We start from the raw sequence: 16,993 nt of genomic DNA on the forward strand, positions 1-16,993 counted from the left end.
GCCTCCCCATGCCCGAAGCCGTCATCCGCCACGACTGGACGCGCGAGGAAGTCGCCGCGCTGTTCGCGCTGCCGTTCAACGAACTGCTGCACCGCGCCCACACCGTGCACCGCGCGCACCACGACCCGAACGCGGTGCAGGTGTCGACGCTGCTGTCGATCAAGACCGGCGGCTGCCCCGAGGACTGCGCCTACTGCCCGCAGGCGGCGCGCTACGACACCGGCGTGGCGGCGCAGAAGCTGATGGAAGTCGACGACGTGCTGGCCCGCGCGAAGGCCGCCAAGGCCGCCGGCGCCAGCCGCTTCTGCATGGGCGCGGCGTGGCGCGGGCCGAAGGACCGCGACATCCCCAAGGTCGCCGAGATCGTGCGCGCCGTGAAGGATCTCGGCCTGGAAACCTGCGCCACCCTGGGCCTGCTCGGCGAGGGCCATGCGCAGCAGCTCAAGGACGCCGGCCTCGACTACTACAACCACAACATCGACACCGCGCCGGAGTTCTACGGCGAGATCATCCACACCCGCGAATACCAGGACCGCCTGCAGACGCTGGAACAGGTGCGCGACGCGGGCCTCAAGACCTGCTGCGGCGGCATCGTCGGCATGGGCGAGACGCGTGCGCAGCGCGCCGGCCTGCTGCAGGCGCTGGCCAACCTGCCCGAGCACCCGCACTCGGTGCCGATCAACCAGTTGGTGCCGGTGCCGGGCACGCCGCTGGGCGATGCCGAGCCGCTCGACCCGTTCGAATTCGTGCGCAGCATCGCGGTGGCGCGCATCCTGATGCCGCTGTCCATCGTGCGCCTCTCGGCCGGCCGCCAGCAGATGGACGACGCGGTGCAGGCGTTGTGCTTCCACGCCGGCGCCGGCTCGATCTTCTACGGCGAGAAACTGCTCACCACCGGCAACCCCGACACCGAGCACGACCGCGCGCTGTTCCGCCGGCTCGACCTGCACGCCATGGAAGTGGTGGAGGAAGCGGGCACGGTGCACGCCGACATCATGGAGAGCGCTGACGCGGGTTGCGGGCATGGGTGCGGGTGCACTGCGGCGGCCTAGCCGCCATCAACCATTCAATCCCGTCATTCCAGCGAAAGCCGGAATGACGGGCCAAGAGCAAAGAGCTTCGTTCATGGCCCGCATCGACCTTCTGCACCGCCTGGCGATCCAGACGGCCGAACGCGAACACGCCAACCTGCGCCGTCGCCTGCGCGTGGTCGAGCATGCCGAAGGCCCGTGGCTGGAAAGCAACGGCCGGCGCCTGCTCGGTTTCTGCGGCAACGATTACCTGGGCCTTGCGCAACACCCGCAGCTGATCGCCGCATTCAAACGCGTGGCCGACGACGAAGGCGTGGGCAGCACCTCGGCGCACCTGATCTGCGGCCATCGCCGCGAGCACGCGATGCTGGAGGACGCGCTGGCCGAATGGACGGGGCGCGAGCGTGCGCTGCTGTTCTCCACCGGCTACATGGCCAACCTTGGCGTGATGCAGGCGCTGCTGGCACGCGGCGACCTGTGCATGCAGGACAAGCTCAACCACGCCTGCCTGCTGGACGGTGCGCGACTGGCCGACGCCGAACTCAAGCGCTATCCGCACGCCGATGTCGACGCGGCCGCGCGCCAGCTGGCAAGCCGCCCCGGTGTCGCCACCCTGCTCGCCACCGACGGTGTGTTCAGCATGGATGGCGACGTGGCGCCGCTCGGCCGACTCGCCGCGCTGTGCGCGCGCGAACACGCCACGCTGATGGTGGACGACGCGCACGGCCTGGGCGTGCTGGGCGCGGATGGCGCCGGCAGCGTGGCGGCCGCCGGACTGGGCCAGCGCGAAGTGCCGGTGCTGATGGCCACGCTGGGCAAGGCGCTGGGCTGCAGCGGGGCGTTCGTCGCCGGCTCGGCCGCATTGATCGATGGCCTCGTGCAATTCGCGCGACCCTACGTCTACACCACCGCGATGCCGCCCGCGTTGGCGGCGGCCGCCTGTGCCGCCGTGGGGCTGGCACGTCGCGACGGTTGGCGCCGCGAAAAACTCCAATCGCTGATCGCCCGCTTCCGCGCCGGGGCCGCGCAGCTCGGCCTGCCGCTGATGAACTCGCCCAGCGCGATCCAGCCGCTGCTGCTCGGCGACGCGCAAGCCGCGCTGGATGCCGCGCAGGCGCTGGAACAGCGCGGCCTCCTGGTCACCGCGATCCGTCCGCCCACGGTGCCGTCGGGGCAGGCGCGGCTGCGCATCACGCTCAGCGCGGCGCACGAGGAGGAATACGTTGACCAACTGCTGGATGCACTGGCCGGGCTGCCGAAACCGGCCCCCGCGGGCAGCCTCGTATAATGGCCGGTCGTTTCGCCGCCTTTCCCCCATGAACATCGTCAACCTCGCCGCCTACCGCTTCGTCGCACTGGACGACCTGCCCGCGCTGCGCGAACGCGTGCTCGAACGCGCCACCGCGCTGGCATTGAAGGGCACCGTGCTGTTTGCACCGGAAGGCATCAACCTGTTCCTCGCCGGTCCGCGCGCGGCGGTCGACGCCTTCATGGCGTGGCTGCACGGAGACCCGCGCTTCGCCGGGATGAAGGCGAAGGAGTCGCTCTCCGACGACGCGCCGTTCGGCCGCCTGCGCGTGCGCCTGAAAAAGGAAATCATCACCATGCACCGGCCGGCGATCCGCCCCGAAGGCGGTCGCGCACCGGCGGTGGATGCACCCACGCTGCAGCGCTGGCTGGATCAGGGCCATGACGACGCCGGCCGCGAGGTGCTGATGCTGGACACCCGCAACGACTACGAGATCGACGTGGGCCGTTTCGTGCAGGCGGTGGACTACCGCCTCGCCAGCTTCACCGGCTTCCCCGCCGCCGTGGCCGCCGACCGCGCGCGTTTCGCGGACAAGACCGTGGTGTCGTACTGCACCGGCGGCATCCGCTGCGAGAAGGCCGCGCTGCACATGCAGGACATCGGCATCGAACGCGTGCACCAGCTCGAAGGCGGGATACTCAAGTACCTCGAACTCACCGACGGCGCGCACTGGCAAGGCGATTGCTTCGTGTTCGACGGGCGCGGGGCCATAGACAAACAGCTTCTACCTTCGCCTCCTCTCCCCTTTGGGGAGAGGATTGAGGTGAGGGGACAATCTTGCGCCGAGGTTGACGCGAAGCCCGCAATGCTCCCTCTCCCCGCCGGGGTGAGGGGCCACGCTGGCGAGAAACTGCTGCCGGAGCGTGCTCTGGGCAACTCTCCCGCAAGCCTCGGCCCCTCACCTCAATCCTCTCCCCGGAGGGGAGAGGAGGCGAATGCAAAAAGCGCGGCGCTTCATTGGGGCGGGGCGTGAAGCTCTTCATCGAACAAGCTGGCCACGGCCCCGTCCCGCTGGTGCTGCTGCACGGCTGGGCGATGCACGGCGGCGTGCTGGCGCCGCTGGTCGAGGCGCTGGCGGATCGCTGCACGCTGCACGTGGTCGACCTACCCGGCCACGGGTACTCACGCGACTGCGGCTTGGCACTGGAGCCTTCCGCCTGCGCCGCGGCAATCGCGGCGGCCACGCCGCCGGCGCTCTGGCTGGGCTGGTCGCTGGGCGGGCTGATCGCGCTCACCGCGGCGCTGGAACAGCCGCAGCAGGTGCGTGGCCTCGCCATGTTGTGCGCCACGCCGAAGTTCGTGCGCGACGACAGTTGGCCCTGGGGCAGCGACGCGGCGATGGTGCACCAGCTCGCGCTGGATCTCGAAACCGATTACCACGCCACCATCGACCGCTTCCTGTCGCTGGAGGCGATGGGCAGCGCCGACCAGCGCGCCGCGCTGCGCCATCTGCGCGAGATCGCGTTCGCCCGCGGCGAGCCCGAGCTGCGCGTGCTGCAGGAAGGCATCCGCATCCTGGAAACCCGCGACCTGCGCGCGCAGCTGCCGTCGCTGCGGCAACCGAGTGCGTGGATCGCCGGCCGCCGCGACCGCCTGGTGCATCCGCAGGCGATGGAGTGGTCGGCGCAGCAGGCGCACGGCCGCTACGCGCAGATCGAACACGCCGGCCACGCGCCGTTCTTCGCCCACGCCGACGAGGTCGCGCTGGCGCTGCAGCCTTTGCTGGACAGTTTTCATGAATGAGTTCCACCTCGACCGCACCCAGGTGCGCCGCAACTTCGGCCGCGCCGCGCGCAGCTACGAACAGCACGATGCCTTGCAGCGCGAAGTGCAGGGCCTGTTGCTCGACCGGCTCACCTTCTACGATGAATCCCCGGATCACAAAGGCCTGCTCCCCGAGCGCGTGCTCGACGTGGGCGCAGGCACCGGCCGCGGCACCGCGCAGCTGAAGCAGCGTTACCCGAAGGCCGAGGTGGTCGCGGTCGACCTCGCGCTGCCGATGCTGCGCGCGGCAAAGGCGCACAGCGGCTGGCTGAAACCGTTCCGCCGCGTCTGCGCCGAGGCTACCGCCCTGCCCTTCCCGGACCACAGCGTGGACGTGCTGCACTCCAACCTGTGTTTCCAGTGGATCGACGACCTCGCCGCGCTGTTCGGCGAATGCGCGCGCGTGCTGAAACCCGGCGGCCTGCTCGCGTTCACCACCTTCGGCCCCGACACGCTGAAGGAACTGCGCGCGGCCTGGGCCGCGGTGGACGGCCACTCCCACGTCAGCCGCTTCCTCGACATGCACGACATCGGCGACGCGATGCTCAACGCCGGCCTGCGCGACCCGGTGCTGGACGTGGAACGCTACACGCTCACCTACAGCGAACCGCGCAAGCTGCTGGAGGAACTGCGCGGTCTGGGCGCCACCCACGCCGACGCCGCGCGCGAACGCCACCTCACCGGCAAGTCGCACTACCGCGCCATGCTCGCCGCCTACGAGGCGATGCGCGTGGACGGCCGCATCCCTGCCACTTGGGAAGTGGTGACCGCGCACGCGTGGGGCCCGCCGCCGGGACAGTCGCGGCGCTTGCCTGGCGGCGGCGAGGTGGCCAGCTTCTCGCTCGGCAGCCTGAAGGGGTCACGGCGGCGCTGACGCACTTTTCTCCCTCTCCCCTTTTGGGGAGAGGGCTGGGTGAGGGGCGGGTGCTCGCGTCAATTCACCAGCGGTTCCGCCATCGGCTTGCGCACGCTGAGCGCGGTGCCCGCCGCGGCCACGATGATCGCCGCGATCGCCAACCACTGCAGCAGGCTCAAGTGCTCGCCAAGCAAGGCCACGCCAGCCACCGCAGCGATCGCCGGTTCCAGGCTCAGCAAGGTGCCGAAGCTGCGGGTGGGCAGGCGGGTCAGCGCCACCATCTCCAGCGAGTACGGCAGGGCGGAACTGAGCACGGCCACGCCCAGCGCGAACGGCAGCAGCGCGGGGTCGAACAGCGCGCTGCCGGCATGCACCACGCCGACCGGGATCGCCACCAGCGCCGCGATCGAGGTGCCCCAGGTCACCGCGTCGCCGCCGTGCGCGCTGCCCGCGCGCTGGCCCAGCACGATGTAGCAGGCCCAGCCCACGCCCGCGGTCAGCGCGTACAGCACGCCGACCGGATCGAGCGCATGCGCCTGCCCGCGCAGCGGCAACAGCAGGAGCAGGCCCGCAATCACCAGCGCGATCCAGATGAAATCCTGCAGCCGGCGCGAGCCGAACAGCGCCAGCGCCAGCGGCCCGGTGAACTCCAGCGCCACCGCGATGCCGAGCGGGATCGTGCGCAGCGACAGGTAGAACACCAGGTTCATCACGCCGATCGACAGGCCGTAACCCCACAGCGCGCGCAGGTCGCGGCCGCGCTGCCAGGTACGCCACGGCCGCCGCACCAGCAGCAGGATCAGCGCGCCCAGACCCAGCCGGCAGGCGGTGGCGCCCTGTGCGCCGATCGCGGGAAACAGCTGCTTGGCCAGTGCGGCACCGAACTGGTACGAGCTCATGCTGACCAGCAGCATGCCGACCGCGAAAAGCACTGAAGCACGGGAGGAGCGCGCAGACACGGGGGCGATCGAGGGGGACGGGCCGTCATGATGCCTGCGTCTGCGCGTGATGCCCATCCCGGCCACGGGCAAAGGCGCATCGACACCCTCGCCCTCGCAACAGACCCGTAGGAGCGCACGCTGTGCGCGATTGCTTTTGCTCCGATCGACGGCGGAGCCATCGCGCGCAGAGCCCGCCCCGGACTTGATCCGGGGGTGCGCTCCTACAGTCAGGTCATCCGCGCGAACAGGCTGCCGTTGGCCGGCAGGCGCAGTCGCTCGCCGGTCAGCGTGCCGGCCAACAGGCCGTGGCCTTCGAGCGGTCGCAGCTCCCCGGGCAGCGGCAGCGCGAATTCCACCGGCGCAGCGGAGAGGTTGAACACGACCAGCACGCGCTCTTCGCCCAGCTCGCGCACGAACGCCAGCACCGGCTCGGGCGTGTCGAGGAAACGCATCGTGCCGTGGCGCAATGCGGGCTGGGTGCGGCGCCAGTGCATGAAACGGCGGTAGCCGTTGAGTGCGGAGGCGGGATCGGCCTGCTGGCGCGCCACGTTCAGCGCGCGATGCTCGGGCGGCACCGGCAGCCACGGCATGGCGCCACTGAAGCCGGCATGCTCGCCGTCGCCCCACGGCATCGGCGTGCGGCAGCCGTCACGCCCCTTGAACTCGGGCCAGAACGCGATGCCGTAGGGATCGCGCAGCGCCTCGTAGGGCAGCTCGGCCTCGGTCAAGCCCAGCTCCTCGCCCTGGTACACGCAGACCGAGCCGCGCAGCGAGCAGACCAGCGCGGTGAGCTGGTTCGCCATCGCGGCCGAGCCGTGCCCGTTGCCCCAGCGACTGAGTACGCGCTCCACGTCGTGGTTGGAGATCGCCCAGCACGGCCAACCCTCCGTCATCTTCGCTTCCAGCGCACGCACGGTGTCGCGAATGTAGGCGGCGCTGAAGTCGTCGGTGAGCAGTTCGAAGCTGTAGCCCATGTGCAGGCGATGGCCGCTGGTGTACTCGGCCATCGTCGCCAGCGAATCCTCCGAGGAGATCTCGCCCAGCGTGGCACTGCCGGGGTAGCGGTCCATCAGCGCGCGCAGCTCCTCCAGGAACGCAAGGTTCTCCGGTCGCGTGTTGTTGTAGTAGTGGTACTGGAACGCGTAGGGATTGTCGGGGCTGAAGCCGCGCCCGGTGCGCTCGGCCTTGGGCTTGGGCGGGTTGTCGCGCAGCGCGGCGTCGTGGAAGCAGAAGTTGATCGCGTCCAGGCGCAGGCCGTCCACACCCTTCTCCAGCCAGAAGCGCACGTTGTCCAGCACCGCGGCGCGCACGTCCGGGTGGTGGAAGTTGAGGTCCGGTTGCGAGGTAAGGAAGTTGTGCAGGTAGTACTGGCCGCGGCGCGGCTCCCACTGCCATGCCGAGCCGCCGAACAGCGACAGCCAGTTGTTCGGCGGGCCGCCGTCCTCGCGCGCGTCGGCCCACACGTACCAGTCGGCCTTAGTGTTGTCGCGACCCTGCCGGCTTTCGCGGAACCACGCGTGCTCGGCCGAGGTGTGGCTGAGCACCTGGTCGATCATCACCTTCAGTCCCAGCGCGTGCGCCTTTGCCAGCAACGCATCGAAGTCGGCCAGCGTGCCGAACAGCGGGTCGATGTCGCGGTAGTCGGCGATGTCGTAGCCGAAGTCCGCCATCGGCGAACGGAAGAACGGCGCGATCCAGATCGCGTCCACGCCCAGTCCGGCCACGTAATCGAGCCGCTCGATGATGCCGGGCAGGTCGCCCACGCCGTCCCCGTCGGTGTCGAGGAAGCTGCGCGGGTAGATCTGGTAGATGACGGCTCCGCGCCACCACGGTGTGTCGGTCATTGCTTGCCCCATGACGTGAAACAGACGGCGCTGCGGGCCGTCTGTCGTCGAACGGCGCCCAGCTTAGTGGCAGGGCATGGCGATACCGCACAGTGCTGCATACGTATTCATGGATGCTGCAGGCGCGTCATGCGTTTGCAACAAATGGACGTCCAAACGATTTCAATCCAGCGCTGCCGCCACGCGCCGATGCAGGCGTACCGCGGCTTCGCGCGCCGCGCGACGGGTCATGCCGAGTCGCGCCGCCACGTGTTGTTGCGCCGCAACGAAAGTGAAGGCATTGCGTCATGAATACGTATGCACGAATCGTTCGCGCCGAAAACGCCGGCCTAACATGCGAGGCACGCGACGGGATGCGCAGACGCAAGCCGACTGCCGACGAAGCCGTCGATGGAATCGCCTGACGGTTCACGCCGCGACAACGACAGACACCGACCATTTCGTGGGGAGACGAGACATGTTGATGAAACACAAGCTGCTGGCCATGGCGATCGCGTCGGCCTGCTTCGGCACCTGTGCCGTGGCCAGCGCCGCCACCGCGCCGGCGCCCGCCGCGCAGCAGCAGGACAGCCAGCAGAGCACCACCAGCAACGATCAGTCCACCGACACGACCAAGTCCGCGCGCGACAAGAAGGACAAGGCCAAGCAGATGCAAGCCGTGCAGGTGAACGGCTTCGTCAGCAGCATCGAGAACGCCACCGCGCTGAAGAAGAACGCCAGCACCATCGTCGAGGCGATTTCGGCCGAGCAGGTCGGCAAGCTGCCGGGCGTCTCCATCGCCGACTCGCTGGGTCGCCTGCCCGGTCTCGCGGTGCAGACCGTGGACGGTCGCCCGCAGGTGCTGACCATCCACGGCCTGGGCCCCGATTTCTCCACCGCACTGGTCAACGGCGGCCAGCAGGTCTCCACCTCGAACAACCGCGACGTGCAGTTCGACCAGTACCCGTCAAGCTGGTTCGACAACGTGGTGGTGCACATGAGCCCCGAGGCCGACCTGATCGGCCAGGGCCTGTCCGGCACGGTGGACATGCACACCATCCGCCCGCTGGAGAAGAGCGGCCCCGAGGCGGCGGTGAATGCCAAGTACATCTGGAACGACATGTCCCAGCTGGCCAATGGCAAGGGCGTCAGCAACACCGGGCGCAACCTCAACGGCGTGTGGGTGGACCAGTTCGCCAACCATACCGTGGGCGTGACCCTGGGCGTGGACCTGGAAGACAACCCCTCGCAGATCGAGCACCAGGCACCGTGGGGTTACGCCACCGATGCGAACGGCAACGCCGTGATCGGCGGTTCGAAGAACTACGGCATCACCGACTCCCTGAAGCGCAACGGCCTGCTCGCCACCGTGCAGTGGCAGCCGAACGAGTTCTACACCGGCACCGTCGACGTCACCTACGACAACTACAAGGAAACCCAGCAGGCGAAGGGCATGGAGTTCCCGCTGTTCTACAGCTCCGCGCAGCTGCAGCCCGGCGGCGTGGTGATACCGGACCCCCACATCAACGGGGGCGGCTTCGTGCAGAGCGGCACCTATGGCAACGTCAAACCGGTGATCCGCAACGACTACAACAGCACCAGCGCGCGGGTCTACAACTTCAACTGGGACAACAAGTTCACCATCAACGAAAACTGGTCGGTGGACGCCGACATGAACTATTCGCGCGCCACCCGCCATGACGTCGACCTCGAGAGCTATTCCGGCACCGGCTACGGCGCCAGCGGCGGCGCACTCGACACGGTGGGCTTCAACGAAGCCAACAACGGCCTGCTCTACCTCAGCCCGTCACTGGACTACACCCAGGGCGTGATGCTGACCGATCCGCAGGGCTGGGGTGCCGGCAGCGATGTGGTACAGGCCGGCTTCATCAACGCGCCGCGCACGGTCGACTACCTCGCCAACGCGCGCATCGCGGTCGAACGCAGCTTCGCCAGCGGCCCGTTCTCCAGCCTGGAGTTCGGCGTGAGCAACAGCCGTCGCAACAAGTCCTACAACATCGACCAGGCCTTCCTGACGCTTGGCGGCGGCACCCTCAGCGGCGGCAACGCGGTCAAGACCGCAGCGATCCAGGGTGGCAGCAGCTGCGATCCGCTGTCGTTCATGGGCATCGGCCCGGAGCTCTGCTACAACCCGTTCGCCCTGATCGACAACGGCAGCCTGGTCAACGTGCCGACGTTTGGTTCCAACACCGGCACGCCGCCGAACTGGACGACGCACGAGAACGTCTTCACGCCGTACTTCCAGTTCAACATCGACACCCAGCTGGGCGGCATCAGCCTGCGCGGCAACTTCGGCATGCAGATGCAGCACACCGCGCAGCGTGCGACCGGCGAGCGCGTGGCGCCGGGCAGCGCCACCACCGGCAACGCGATCGAGCTGATCCCGGTGGCCGGCAGCACCAGCTACACCCGCTACCTGCCCAGCGCGAACCTGATCTTCGGCTTCACCGACAACGACGACCTGCGCGTCAGCGCCGCCCGCACCCTGTCCCGTCCGCGCATGGACCAGATGAATGCAGGCCTGGGCGTGACCGGCAACATCAACCTCCTGCAGAGCACCAACCCGAACCAGGCCTACTTCAGCGCCTCGGGCGGCAACCCGAAGCTCACGCCCACCATGGCCGACAACTACAACGTCAGCTACGAGCATTACTTCTCGGGTCCGATCACGGGCGGCTACCAGTGCAACTCCACCGACCAGAAGAACTCGGACCTGTGCCGCAGCGGCGGCGGTGGCGGCTACTTCTCGGTGTCGGGCTACTTCATCGACCTGCACGACTACATCAACCCGAACGCGTCCTTCCTGTACGACTTCAGTTCCTTCCTGCCGTTCACCCTGAGCCCGGCGCAGGTGAGCCAGCTGGGCACTCCCTACGGCATCGTCAGCGGTCCGACCAATGACGGTCGCGGCTACGTGAAGGGCATCCAGGGCACGCTGAACCTGCCGTTCAACCTGCTCACCCCGGTGCTCGACGGCTTCGGCACCATCCTCACCGGCAACCGCACCAAGAGCTCGCTGGTCTATGCCGGCAACTCCTCGCCGATCACCGTGCCGGGCCTGTCGAAGTGGGTCGCGAACGGCACGATCTACTACCAGCACAACGGCTTCGAGGCGCGCATCAGCGACAGCTACCGCTCGAACTTCCTGGGCGAGGTGTCGGGCATCAGCGCCACACGCATCGAGCAGACGCTGAAGGGCGGCAGCACCTACGACGCCCAGGTGAGCTACACGTTCGACAGCGGCCGCTTCAAGGGCCTGACCCTGATCGCGACGGGCTCGAACCTCTCGAACAAGATCTTCACCACGTTCCAGAACAACGACCCCCGCCAGGTACAGACCTGGGAACGCTACGGCCGCACCTACTCGATCGGCGCCTCGTACAAGTTCCAGTAAGCGGCTGCACCGAAGTTTTTGCGTACTCCCCGTGCCCCGCTGCGTGCAAACCAGCGGGGACTTTTTTTCGACGTGGCCGATACGTGCAAGGGAGTCCCATGGACGGCGACGGTATCGGCCAGGGTGACGACATGAACGACGCACGCATACGACGGCTGGTGATCGTGGGCGGTGGCACCGCCGGCTGGCTGACCGCCGCCCTTCTCGCCCGCGCACTGGGCTCGCAACTCAAGATCCTGCTGGTGGAATCGGCCGAGATCGGCACCGTCGGCGTGGGCGAGGCGACGATTCCGCAGATCCTGCACGTCAACCGCTTCCTCGGCCTCGACGAGGACGACATGCTGCGTGCCGTGCACGGCACGTTCAAGCTCGGCGTACAGCTCAACGATTTCACCCGCGTGGGCGAGTCCTACCTCCACGCCTTCGGCGACCTCGGCCTGCCGCTGGGGCTGACGCCGTTCCACCACTACTGGCTGCGCGCCGTGCAGGGACGCCCCAGTGCCGCGGGCGCAGGAGGCGCAGAAGCGCCCAGCCGCGGCCGCCCCGGCGCGCAGAGCCTGTGGGCGCATTCGCTGAACGCCGCTGCCGCCGCCCAGAACCGCTTCGCGCGGATGGACAAGGTGCCGAACAGTCCGCTGGGCGGCATCCGCTACGCCTACCATTTCGACGCCTCGCTGTACGGCCAGTACCTGCGCCAGCACATCGCGCCCGGCATCGTCGAGCGCATCGAGGGCAAGATCGTCGACGTGCGCCTGCACGCCGAAGACGGCCACATCGAATCGCTGCTGCTGGACAACGGCAGCACGGTCGAGGGCGACTTCTTCATCGACTGCTCCGGCTTCCGCGGCCTGCTGATCGAGGGCACGTTGAAGACCGGCTACGAGAACTGGCAGCACTGGCTGCCCTGCGACCGCGCGTTGGCGGTGGGCAGTGCGCCGGGTGGCCCGATGCGGCCGTACACCCAGGCCAGCGCGCGCACCGCCGGCTGGCAATGGCGCATCCCGCTGCAGACCCGCACCGGCAACGGCCACGTGTACTGCAGCCGCTTCATCAGCGACGACGAGGCCGCCGCCCAGCTGCTGGCGAACCTGGAAACCGAGGCGCTGGGCGACCCGCGCCCGCTGCGCTTCGTCACCGGCATGCGCAAGCTGGCATGGAGCCGCAACTGCCTCGCGCTGGGCCTTGCCGCCGGCTTCATGGAGCCGCTGGAATCGACCAGCATCCACCTGGTGCAGTCGGGCGTGAATCGCCTGCTGGCGATGTTCCCCGACCGCCACTGCGACCCGAAACTGATCGACGAGTACAACCGCCAGACCCGTTTCGAGTACGAACGCGTGCGCGACTTCCTGATCCTGCACTACAAGGCCACCGAGCGCAGCGACACACCGTTCTGGCGCCAGTGCGGCGCGATGGACATTCCGCCCGAACTGGCGCGGCGCATCGAACTGTTCCGCCGCAGCGGCATGATCTTCCGCGAAGGCGAGGAGCTGTTCACCGAGACCGGCTGGCTGCAGGTGCTGCTGGGCCAGGGCATAGCGCCGGCACGCCACCATCCGCTGGCCGACGAGCTCAGCGACCAGCAACTCGACCACTTCCTCGCCGACGTGCGCACCCTGGTCGGCCGCGCGGTGGCCACGCTGCCGCCGCACCACGAATTCGTGGCGCGCCATTGCGGCATGCCCGCGGCCGCCGCGGCCCGAGCCACGCCGACGACTGCATCAACGGAGACTCCATGAAAACCCCGCTCCATCTCGCGCTCATGCTCTCCGCCGCCATGCTGCTGCCGGCCGCGCCCGCTCCGGCCGCCACGCCTCCTGCCGCCGCCACGGCGCAGGCGCCCTCCGACGTGTACTACGAGATCTTCGTGCGCAGCTGGTACGACAGCGACGGCGACGGCACCGGCGACCTCAACGGCGTCACCGCGAAGCTCGACTACCTGAAGTCGCTGGGCGTGGACGGCATCTGGCTGATGCCGATCAACCCCTCGCCCAGCTACCACGGTTACGACATCACCGACTACGAGGCGATCAACCCGCAATACGGCACGATGGCCGACTTCGAACGCCTGCTGCGCGAGGCGCACCGGCGCGGCATCAAGGTGGTGATGGATCTCGTCATCAACCACACCAGCGACGAGTCGCCGTGGTTCAAGGCCGCGCAGGACCCGCACAGTCCTTATCGCCATTGGTATGAATGGGCCACGCCCGCCACCGACCTCAAGGCGATCAGCGCCACCGGCGGCCCACTGTGGCATGCCTTGCCGGATGGCGATCATTACCTGGGCGTATTCGTGGCGCAGATGCCCGATCTCGACTACGACACCCCGGCCGTGCGCGCCGAGATGATCAAGGTGGGCCGCTACTGGCTGGACAAGGGCGTGGACGGCTTCCGCCTCGACGCCGCCCAGCACGTCTACGACGACCGCGAAACCGACGCGGACAACCCGGTCGCGCTGCAGAAGAACCTCGCGTGGTGGCGTGAATTCCACCAGGGCATCGACGTCTCCAACCCGCATGCCTGGCTGGTCGGCGAGGTGGCTCGGCAGAACCCGGACGACCTCACACCGTGGATGGGCGCGCTGGATGCGGTGTTCAACTTCCCGCTTGCCACCCGGCTGGTCGACAGCGCGAAGGAGGAGCGCGACCGCGACATCGGCGCCACGCTGGAGCGCATGGACGCCGCCTACCGCGCCGCCGCGCACGGCCGCTTCGACGACGCGCCGTTCCTGTCGAACCACGACCAGGAACGGGTGATGAGCCAGCTGGACGGCAACTCCGAACACATGCGCACCGCCGCCGCGATGCTGCTCACCCTGCCAGGTCATCCCTTCATCTACTACGGCGAGGAGCTGGGCATGGGCGGCGAGAAGCCCGATCCGCAGCTGCGCGAACCGATGCGCTGGTACCGCGCCGGCAAGGGCCCGGGCGAGACCACGTGGGAAGGCTGGAGCGCGGGCGACGGCCCCGCGGTGACGGTCGAGGCCCAGCAGGCCGACCCTGCCTCGCTGCTCAACTGGTACCGCATGCTGATCCAGTGGCGCAGGGACATCCCCGCGCTGCGCGACGGCATGCTGCGCAACTGGCGCGATGCCGACCTGCAGGTGGCCGCGTGGGAGCTGGACGACCCGCACGGCGACGTGCTGGTGCTGCACAACCTCTCCGGCAAACCGCAGACGGTGAAGCTGCCCGCGCAACGCTTCCGCAAGCTGCTGAAGCACAGCCGGCCCGACACCATCGTCGCGAACGGCCAGCTGGCATTGCCCGCCTACGGCAGCGCGATCCTGCAATGAACGACACTCCCCTCCCCTGCTTGCAGGGGAGGGCCGGGGTGCTCCCGACGCCCAAGCACCGCCTCCCGGCCTCCCCCTGCACGCAGGGGGAGGAGAAAACCAGACCATCCGGAGCCGCACGATGACAACACCGAAACTGCACGCGCTCGCACTCACCGTGCTGCTGGGACTGGGCCTGGCCCCCGTCGCGCTGGCCGCGCCCCAGGCCGCCATCACGCAGGCGCGCAACGTGGGCGGCGACGGCCTGCAACTCGCACTCGGCGAAGGCAGCGTTTCGCTGCAACTGGTCGCGCCCGGCGTGCTGCACGTTCATTACCTGCCGAAGAGCGGTGCCACCGCCGCCAGCCTGGTGATGGACCCGCACCCGGCGAGCTCGACGCCGTTCCAGCCGCAGGTGCAGCAGCGCGGCGACATGGTGACGCTGCGCTCGGACCGTCTCGTCGCCACCTTCGACAAGCGCAGCGGCAAGCTGGCCGTGAGCGACGCGCAAGGCCATCCGCTGCTGCAGCAGGCCGACCTCGCCGCGCTCGCGCAAGGCCGCATCGTGCTGGATCACGCGCCTGCCGACGCGTTGTACGGCATCGGCGGCTATGACGCCTTCGAGAAGGACACCCGCGCGGGCCTGTTGCGCACGGGCAAGCAGGTGGCGAAGGCCGGCGAGCAGGGTCACCCCGGCGCGCCGTTCGTGTGGAGCACGGCCGGCTACGGCGTGCTGGTGGACTGCGACGGCGCGGACTTCGCGCTCGCGCAGGGCCGTATCGCCGTCGACAAATTCGCGCGCCCTGACGCCGACTACTACATCCTGGCCGGCACGCCCGCCGAACTGTTCGGCGAGTTGGCGAAGCTCAGCGGCCACGCGCCGCTGTTCCCGAAATGGGCCAGCGGCTTCATCAACAGCCAGTGGGGCATCGACGAGCAGGAATTCCGCGACATCGTCGCCACCTACCGCGCCAAGCACATTCCGCTCGATGCCTTCACCTTCGATTTCGACTGGAAGGACTGGGGCAAGGACTGGGGCGAATTCAGCTGGAACCCGGTGAAGTTCCCCGATGGCGCCAGCGGCAAGCTGAAGGCCGACATGGATGCCCTCGGCGTGCACATGACCGGCATCATGAAGCCGCGCGTGCATGTCGACACCGTGGAAGGCCGCTATGCCACCGCGCACGATCTGTGGCTGCCCGGCGAGAAGGCCAGCCCGGATTATTTCTCGCACCTGCCCGTGAAGGACATCGACTTCGACAAGCCGGCCGCGCGCGCGTGGTGGTTCAACCCGCAGCTGGCGCACAGCTTCGACAGCGGCATCGTCGGCTGGTGGAACGACGAGGCCGACACCACCAGGAGCAATACCCAGTTCCTCAACATGCAGCGCGCCACGTACGACGGCCAGCGCGCGCATTCGCCGCTGCGCGTGTGGTCGATCAACCGCGACTTCTGGCTGGGCGCGCAGCGCTACGCCTACGGCATGTGGTCGGGCGACATCGCCACAGGCTGGGCCAGCATGGCCGGTCAGCGCGAGCGCATGTTGAGCGCGATCGACGTGGGCGAGATGCAATGGGGCATGGACGGCGGCGGCTTCCACGGCCATCCGTCCGACGAGAACTACGCGCGCTGGATCGAGTTCGGCGCGTTCACGCCGATCTTCCGCGTGCACGGCGAACTGAACGAGAAGCGCCAGCCGTGGAAGTACGGCCCGGTGGCCGAGGCCGCCGCGACCAAGGCGATCCGCCTGCGCTACGCGCTGCTGCCCTACATCTACGGCTACCAGCACCGTGCGAGCGCGCAGGGCGTGGGTCTGGTGCAGCCGCTGGCCTTCGTCTGGCCGCAGGACGCGAACCTGCGCAACGACGTGCAGAGCTGGCTGTTCGGCGACTGGCTGCTGGTGTCGCCGGTGGTCGAACAGGGCCAGACCACGAAGCGCATCTACCTGCCCGCCGGGACATGGACCGACTGGTCCAGCGGCAAGGTCTGGCAGGGCGGCCAGACCATCACCGTGGCTACGGATGCAAAAAGCTGGAGCGACATCCCGCTGTTCATCCGCGCGGGCGCGATCATCCCGACCCAGCCAGTGATGGACTGGACCACCGAGCACCCGGTGACGAACGTCACCGTGGACGTGTTCCCCGCCGCCACCGCCACGCACTTCGACTATTACGACGACGACGGCGAGACCTACGACTACCAGCGCGGCACGTACTTCCTGCAGCGCCTCGCCACGCAGCGCAGCGGCGACACGGTGAGCTTCAGCACCGCAGCGCCCGCAGGAAGCTACCGTCCTGCGCTGCGCCATTACCTGGTGCGCGTGCACGGCCTCGCCGCCCATGCGGTCGATGGCTCGCTGCAGCACTACGCCACGCCCGCCGCGATGGAAGCCGCCGATGGCGAAGGCTGGAGCACCGCCAGCGATCGCTACGGCCCGGTCACCGTGCTCAAGCTCGATGCCGGCGCGGCACGCACGCTGAAGCTGCGCGCAGGCGGCACGCACTGAACCGGTACCGGCGTCGCGCCATGACGGCGCGATGCGTGGAGCTGCATGGCCAGGCGAGGCCTCGATCGCCGTCACGCGAG

General features: G+C 68.6%; 11 protein-coding genes. 9 read left to right on the top strand and 2 right to left on the bottom strand.

Annotated features, from left to right (window positions below):
- Positions 1-8 precede the first annotated feature (8 nt).
- The 5 genes from bioB (at position 9) to bioC (ending at position 4,978) form a co-directional block, all read left to right on the top strand.
- The gene (bioB, locus tag B0E52_RS04885; protein WP_077482261.1) at positions 9-1,052 is read left to right on the top strand and encodes a biotin synthase BioB; all 1,044 of its coding nucleotides are present in this window, start codon (positions 9-11) and stop codon (positions 1,050-1,052) included.
- Positions 1,053-1,125: 73 nt separating this feature from the next.
- Entirely contained in the window at positions 1,126-2,319 is a 1,194-nt protein-coding gene (gene bioF / locus B0E52_RS04890; RefSeq protein ID WP_077482262.1) for an 8-amino-7-oxononanoate synthase, read from the top strand.
- A 28-nt stretch (positions 2,320-2,347) separates the two neighbouring features.
- Positions 2,348-3,313: a sulfurtransferase gene (locus B0E52_RS04895; protein WP_077482263.1), complete on the top strand. Its 966-nt coding sequence runs from the start codon at positions 2,348-2,350 to the stop codon at positions 3,311-3,313.
- Positions 3,310-4,083 (top strand): pimeloyl-ACP methyl ester esterase BioH, encoded by a 774-nt coding sequence (gene bioH, locus B0E52_RS04900; protein WP_077482264.1) that lies wholly within the window; start codon positions 3,310-3,312, stop codon positions 4,081-4,083. The genes B0E52_RS04895 and bioH overlap by 4 nt, the downstream gene beginning before the upstream one ends.
- The gene (gene bioC, locus B0E52_RS04905) at positions 4,076-4,978 is read left to right on the top strand and encodes a malonyl-ACP O-methyltransferase BioC (RefSeq protein ID WP_077482265.1); all 903 of its coding nucleotides are present in this window, start codon (positions 4,076-4,078) and stop codon (positions 4,976-4,978) included. Before bioH ends, bioC begins: the two co-directional genes overlap by 8 nt.
- 59 nt (positions 4,979-5,037) lie before the next feature.
- On the opposite strand, the gene rhtA is transcribed toward bioC, so the two are convergent.
- Both rhtA and B0E52_RS04915 read right to left on the bottom strand, forming a co-directional pair.
- On the bottom strand, positions 5,038-5,919 hold the full coding sequence (gene rhtA, locus B0E52_RS04910; RefSeq protein WP_256363973.1) for a threonine/homoserine exporter RhtA: 882 nt from the start codon (positions 5,917-5,919) through the stop codon (positions 5,038-5,040).
- A gap of 209 nt (positions 5,920-6,128) precedes the next feature.
- Entirely contained in the window at positions 6,129-7,745 is a 1,617-nt protein-coding gene (locus tag B0E52_RS04915) for an alpha-glucosidase family protein (RefSeq protein WP_077482266.1), read from the bottom strand.
- A gap of 457 nt (positions 7,746-8,202) precedes the next feature.
- Between B0E52_RS04915 and B0E52_RS04920 the strand changes: the two genes are divergently transcribed.
- The 4 genes from B0E52_RS04920 to B0E52_RS04935 all read left to right on the top strand — a co-directional run bounded on the left by B0E52_RS04920 (position 8,203) and on the right by B0E52_RS04935 (position 16,913).
- A complete protein-coding gene (locus B0E52_RS04920; protein WP_077482267.1) occupies positions 8,203-11,139 on the top strand; it encodes a TonB-dependent receptor in 2,937 nt (978 codons plus the stop codon).
- A gap of 131 nt (positions 11,140-11,270) precedes the next feature.
- Complete coding sequence (locus B0E52_RS04925; protein WP_077482317.1) at positions 11,271-12,875, top strand: tryptophan halogenase family protein; 1,605 nt, start codon at positions 11,271-11,273, stop codon at positions 12,873-12,875.
- Positions 12,872-14,428, top strand: a complete 1,557-nt coding sequence (locus B0E52_RS04930) for an alpha-amylase family glycosyl hydrolase (RefSeq protein ID WP_077482318.1) — start codon at positions 12,872-12,874, stop codon at positions 14,426-14,428. Before B0E52_RS04925 ends, B0E52_RS04930 begins: the two co-directional genes overlap by 4 nt.
- Positions 14,429-14,549: 121 nt before the next feature.
- Positions 14,550-16,913 carry a TIM-barrel domain-containing protein gene (locus B0E52_RS04935; RefSeq protein ID WP_077482268.1) on the top strand — a complete coding sequence of 788 codons (2,364 nt, stop codon included), beginning with the start codon at positions 14,550-14,552 and terminating at the stop codon, positions 16,911-16,913.
- Positions 16,914-16,993 lie beyond the last annotated feature (80 nt).

The organism is Rhodanobacter sp. C06, from assembly GCF_002001105.1.
In the GTDB taxonomy this organism is placed as follows: domain Bacteria; phylum Pseudomonadota; class Gammaproteobacteria; order Xanthomonadales; family Rhodanobacteraceae; genus Rhodanobacter_A.

Excerpts from the sequence above, each read along its gene's own strand:
- bioB (WP_077482261.1), top strand. The coding sequence starts at position 9 with ATGCCCGAAGCCGTCATCCGCCACGACTGGACGCGCGAGGAAGTCGCC.
- bioF (WP_077482262.1), top strand. The coding sequence starts at position 1,126 with ATGGCCCGCATCGACCTTCTGCACCGCCTGGCGATCCAGACGGCCGAA.
- B0E52_RS04895 (WP_077482263.1), top strand. The coding sequence starts at position 2,348 with ATGAACATCGTCAACCTCGCCGCCTACCGCTTCGTCGCACTGGACGAC.
- bioC (WP_077482265.1), top strand. The coding sequence starts at position 4,076 with ATGAATGAGTTCCACCTCGACCGCACCCAGGTGCGCCGCAACTTCGGC.
- B0E52_RS04915 (WP_077482266.1), bottom strand. The coding sequence starts at position 7,745 with ATGACCGACACACCGTGGTGGCGCGGAGCCGTCATCTACCAGATCTAC.
- B0E52_RS04920 (WP_077482267.1), top strand. The coding sequence starts at position 8,203 with ATGTTGATGAAACACAAGCTGCTGGCCATGGCGATCGCGTCGGCCTGC.
- B0E52_RS04925 (WP_077482317.1), top strand. The coding sequence starts at position 11,271 with ATGAACGACGCACGCATACGACGGCTGGTGATCGTGGGCGGTGGCACC.
- B0E52_RS04930 (WP_077482318.1), top strand. The coding sequence starts at position 12,872 with ATGAAAACCCCGCTCCATCTCGCGCTCATGCTCTCCGCCGCCATGCTG.
- B0E52_RS04935 (WP_077482268.1), top strand. The coding sequence starts at position 14,550 with ATGACAACACCGAAACTGCACGCGCTCGCACTCACCGTGCTGCTGGGA.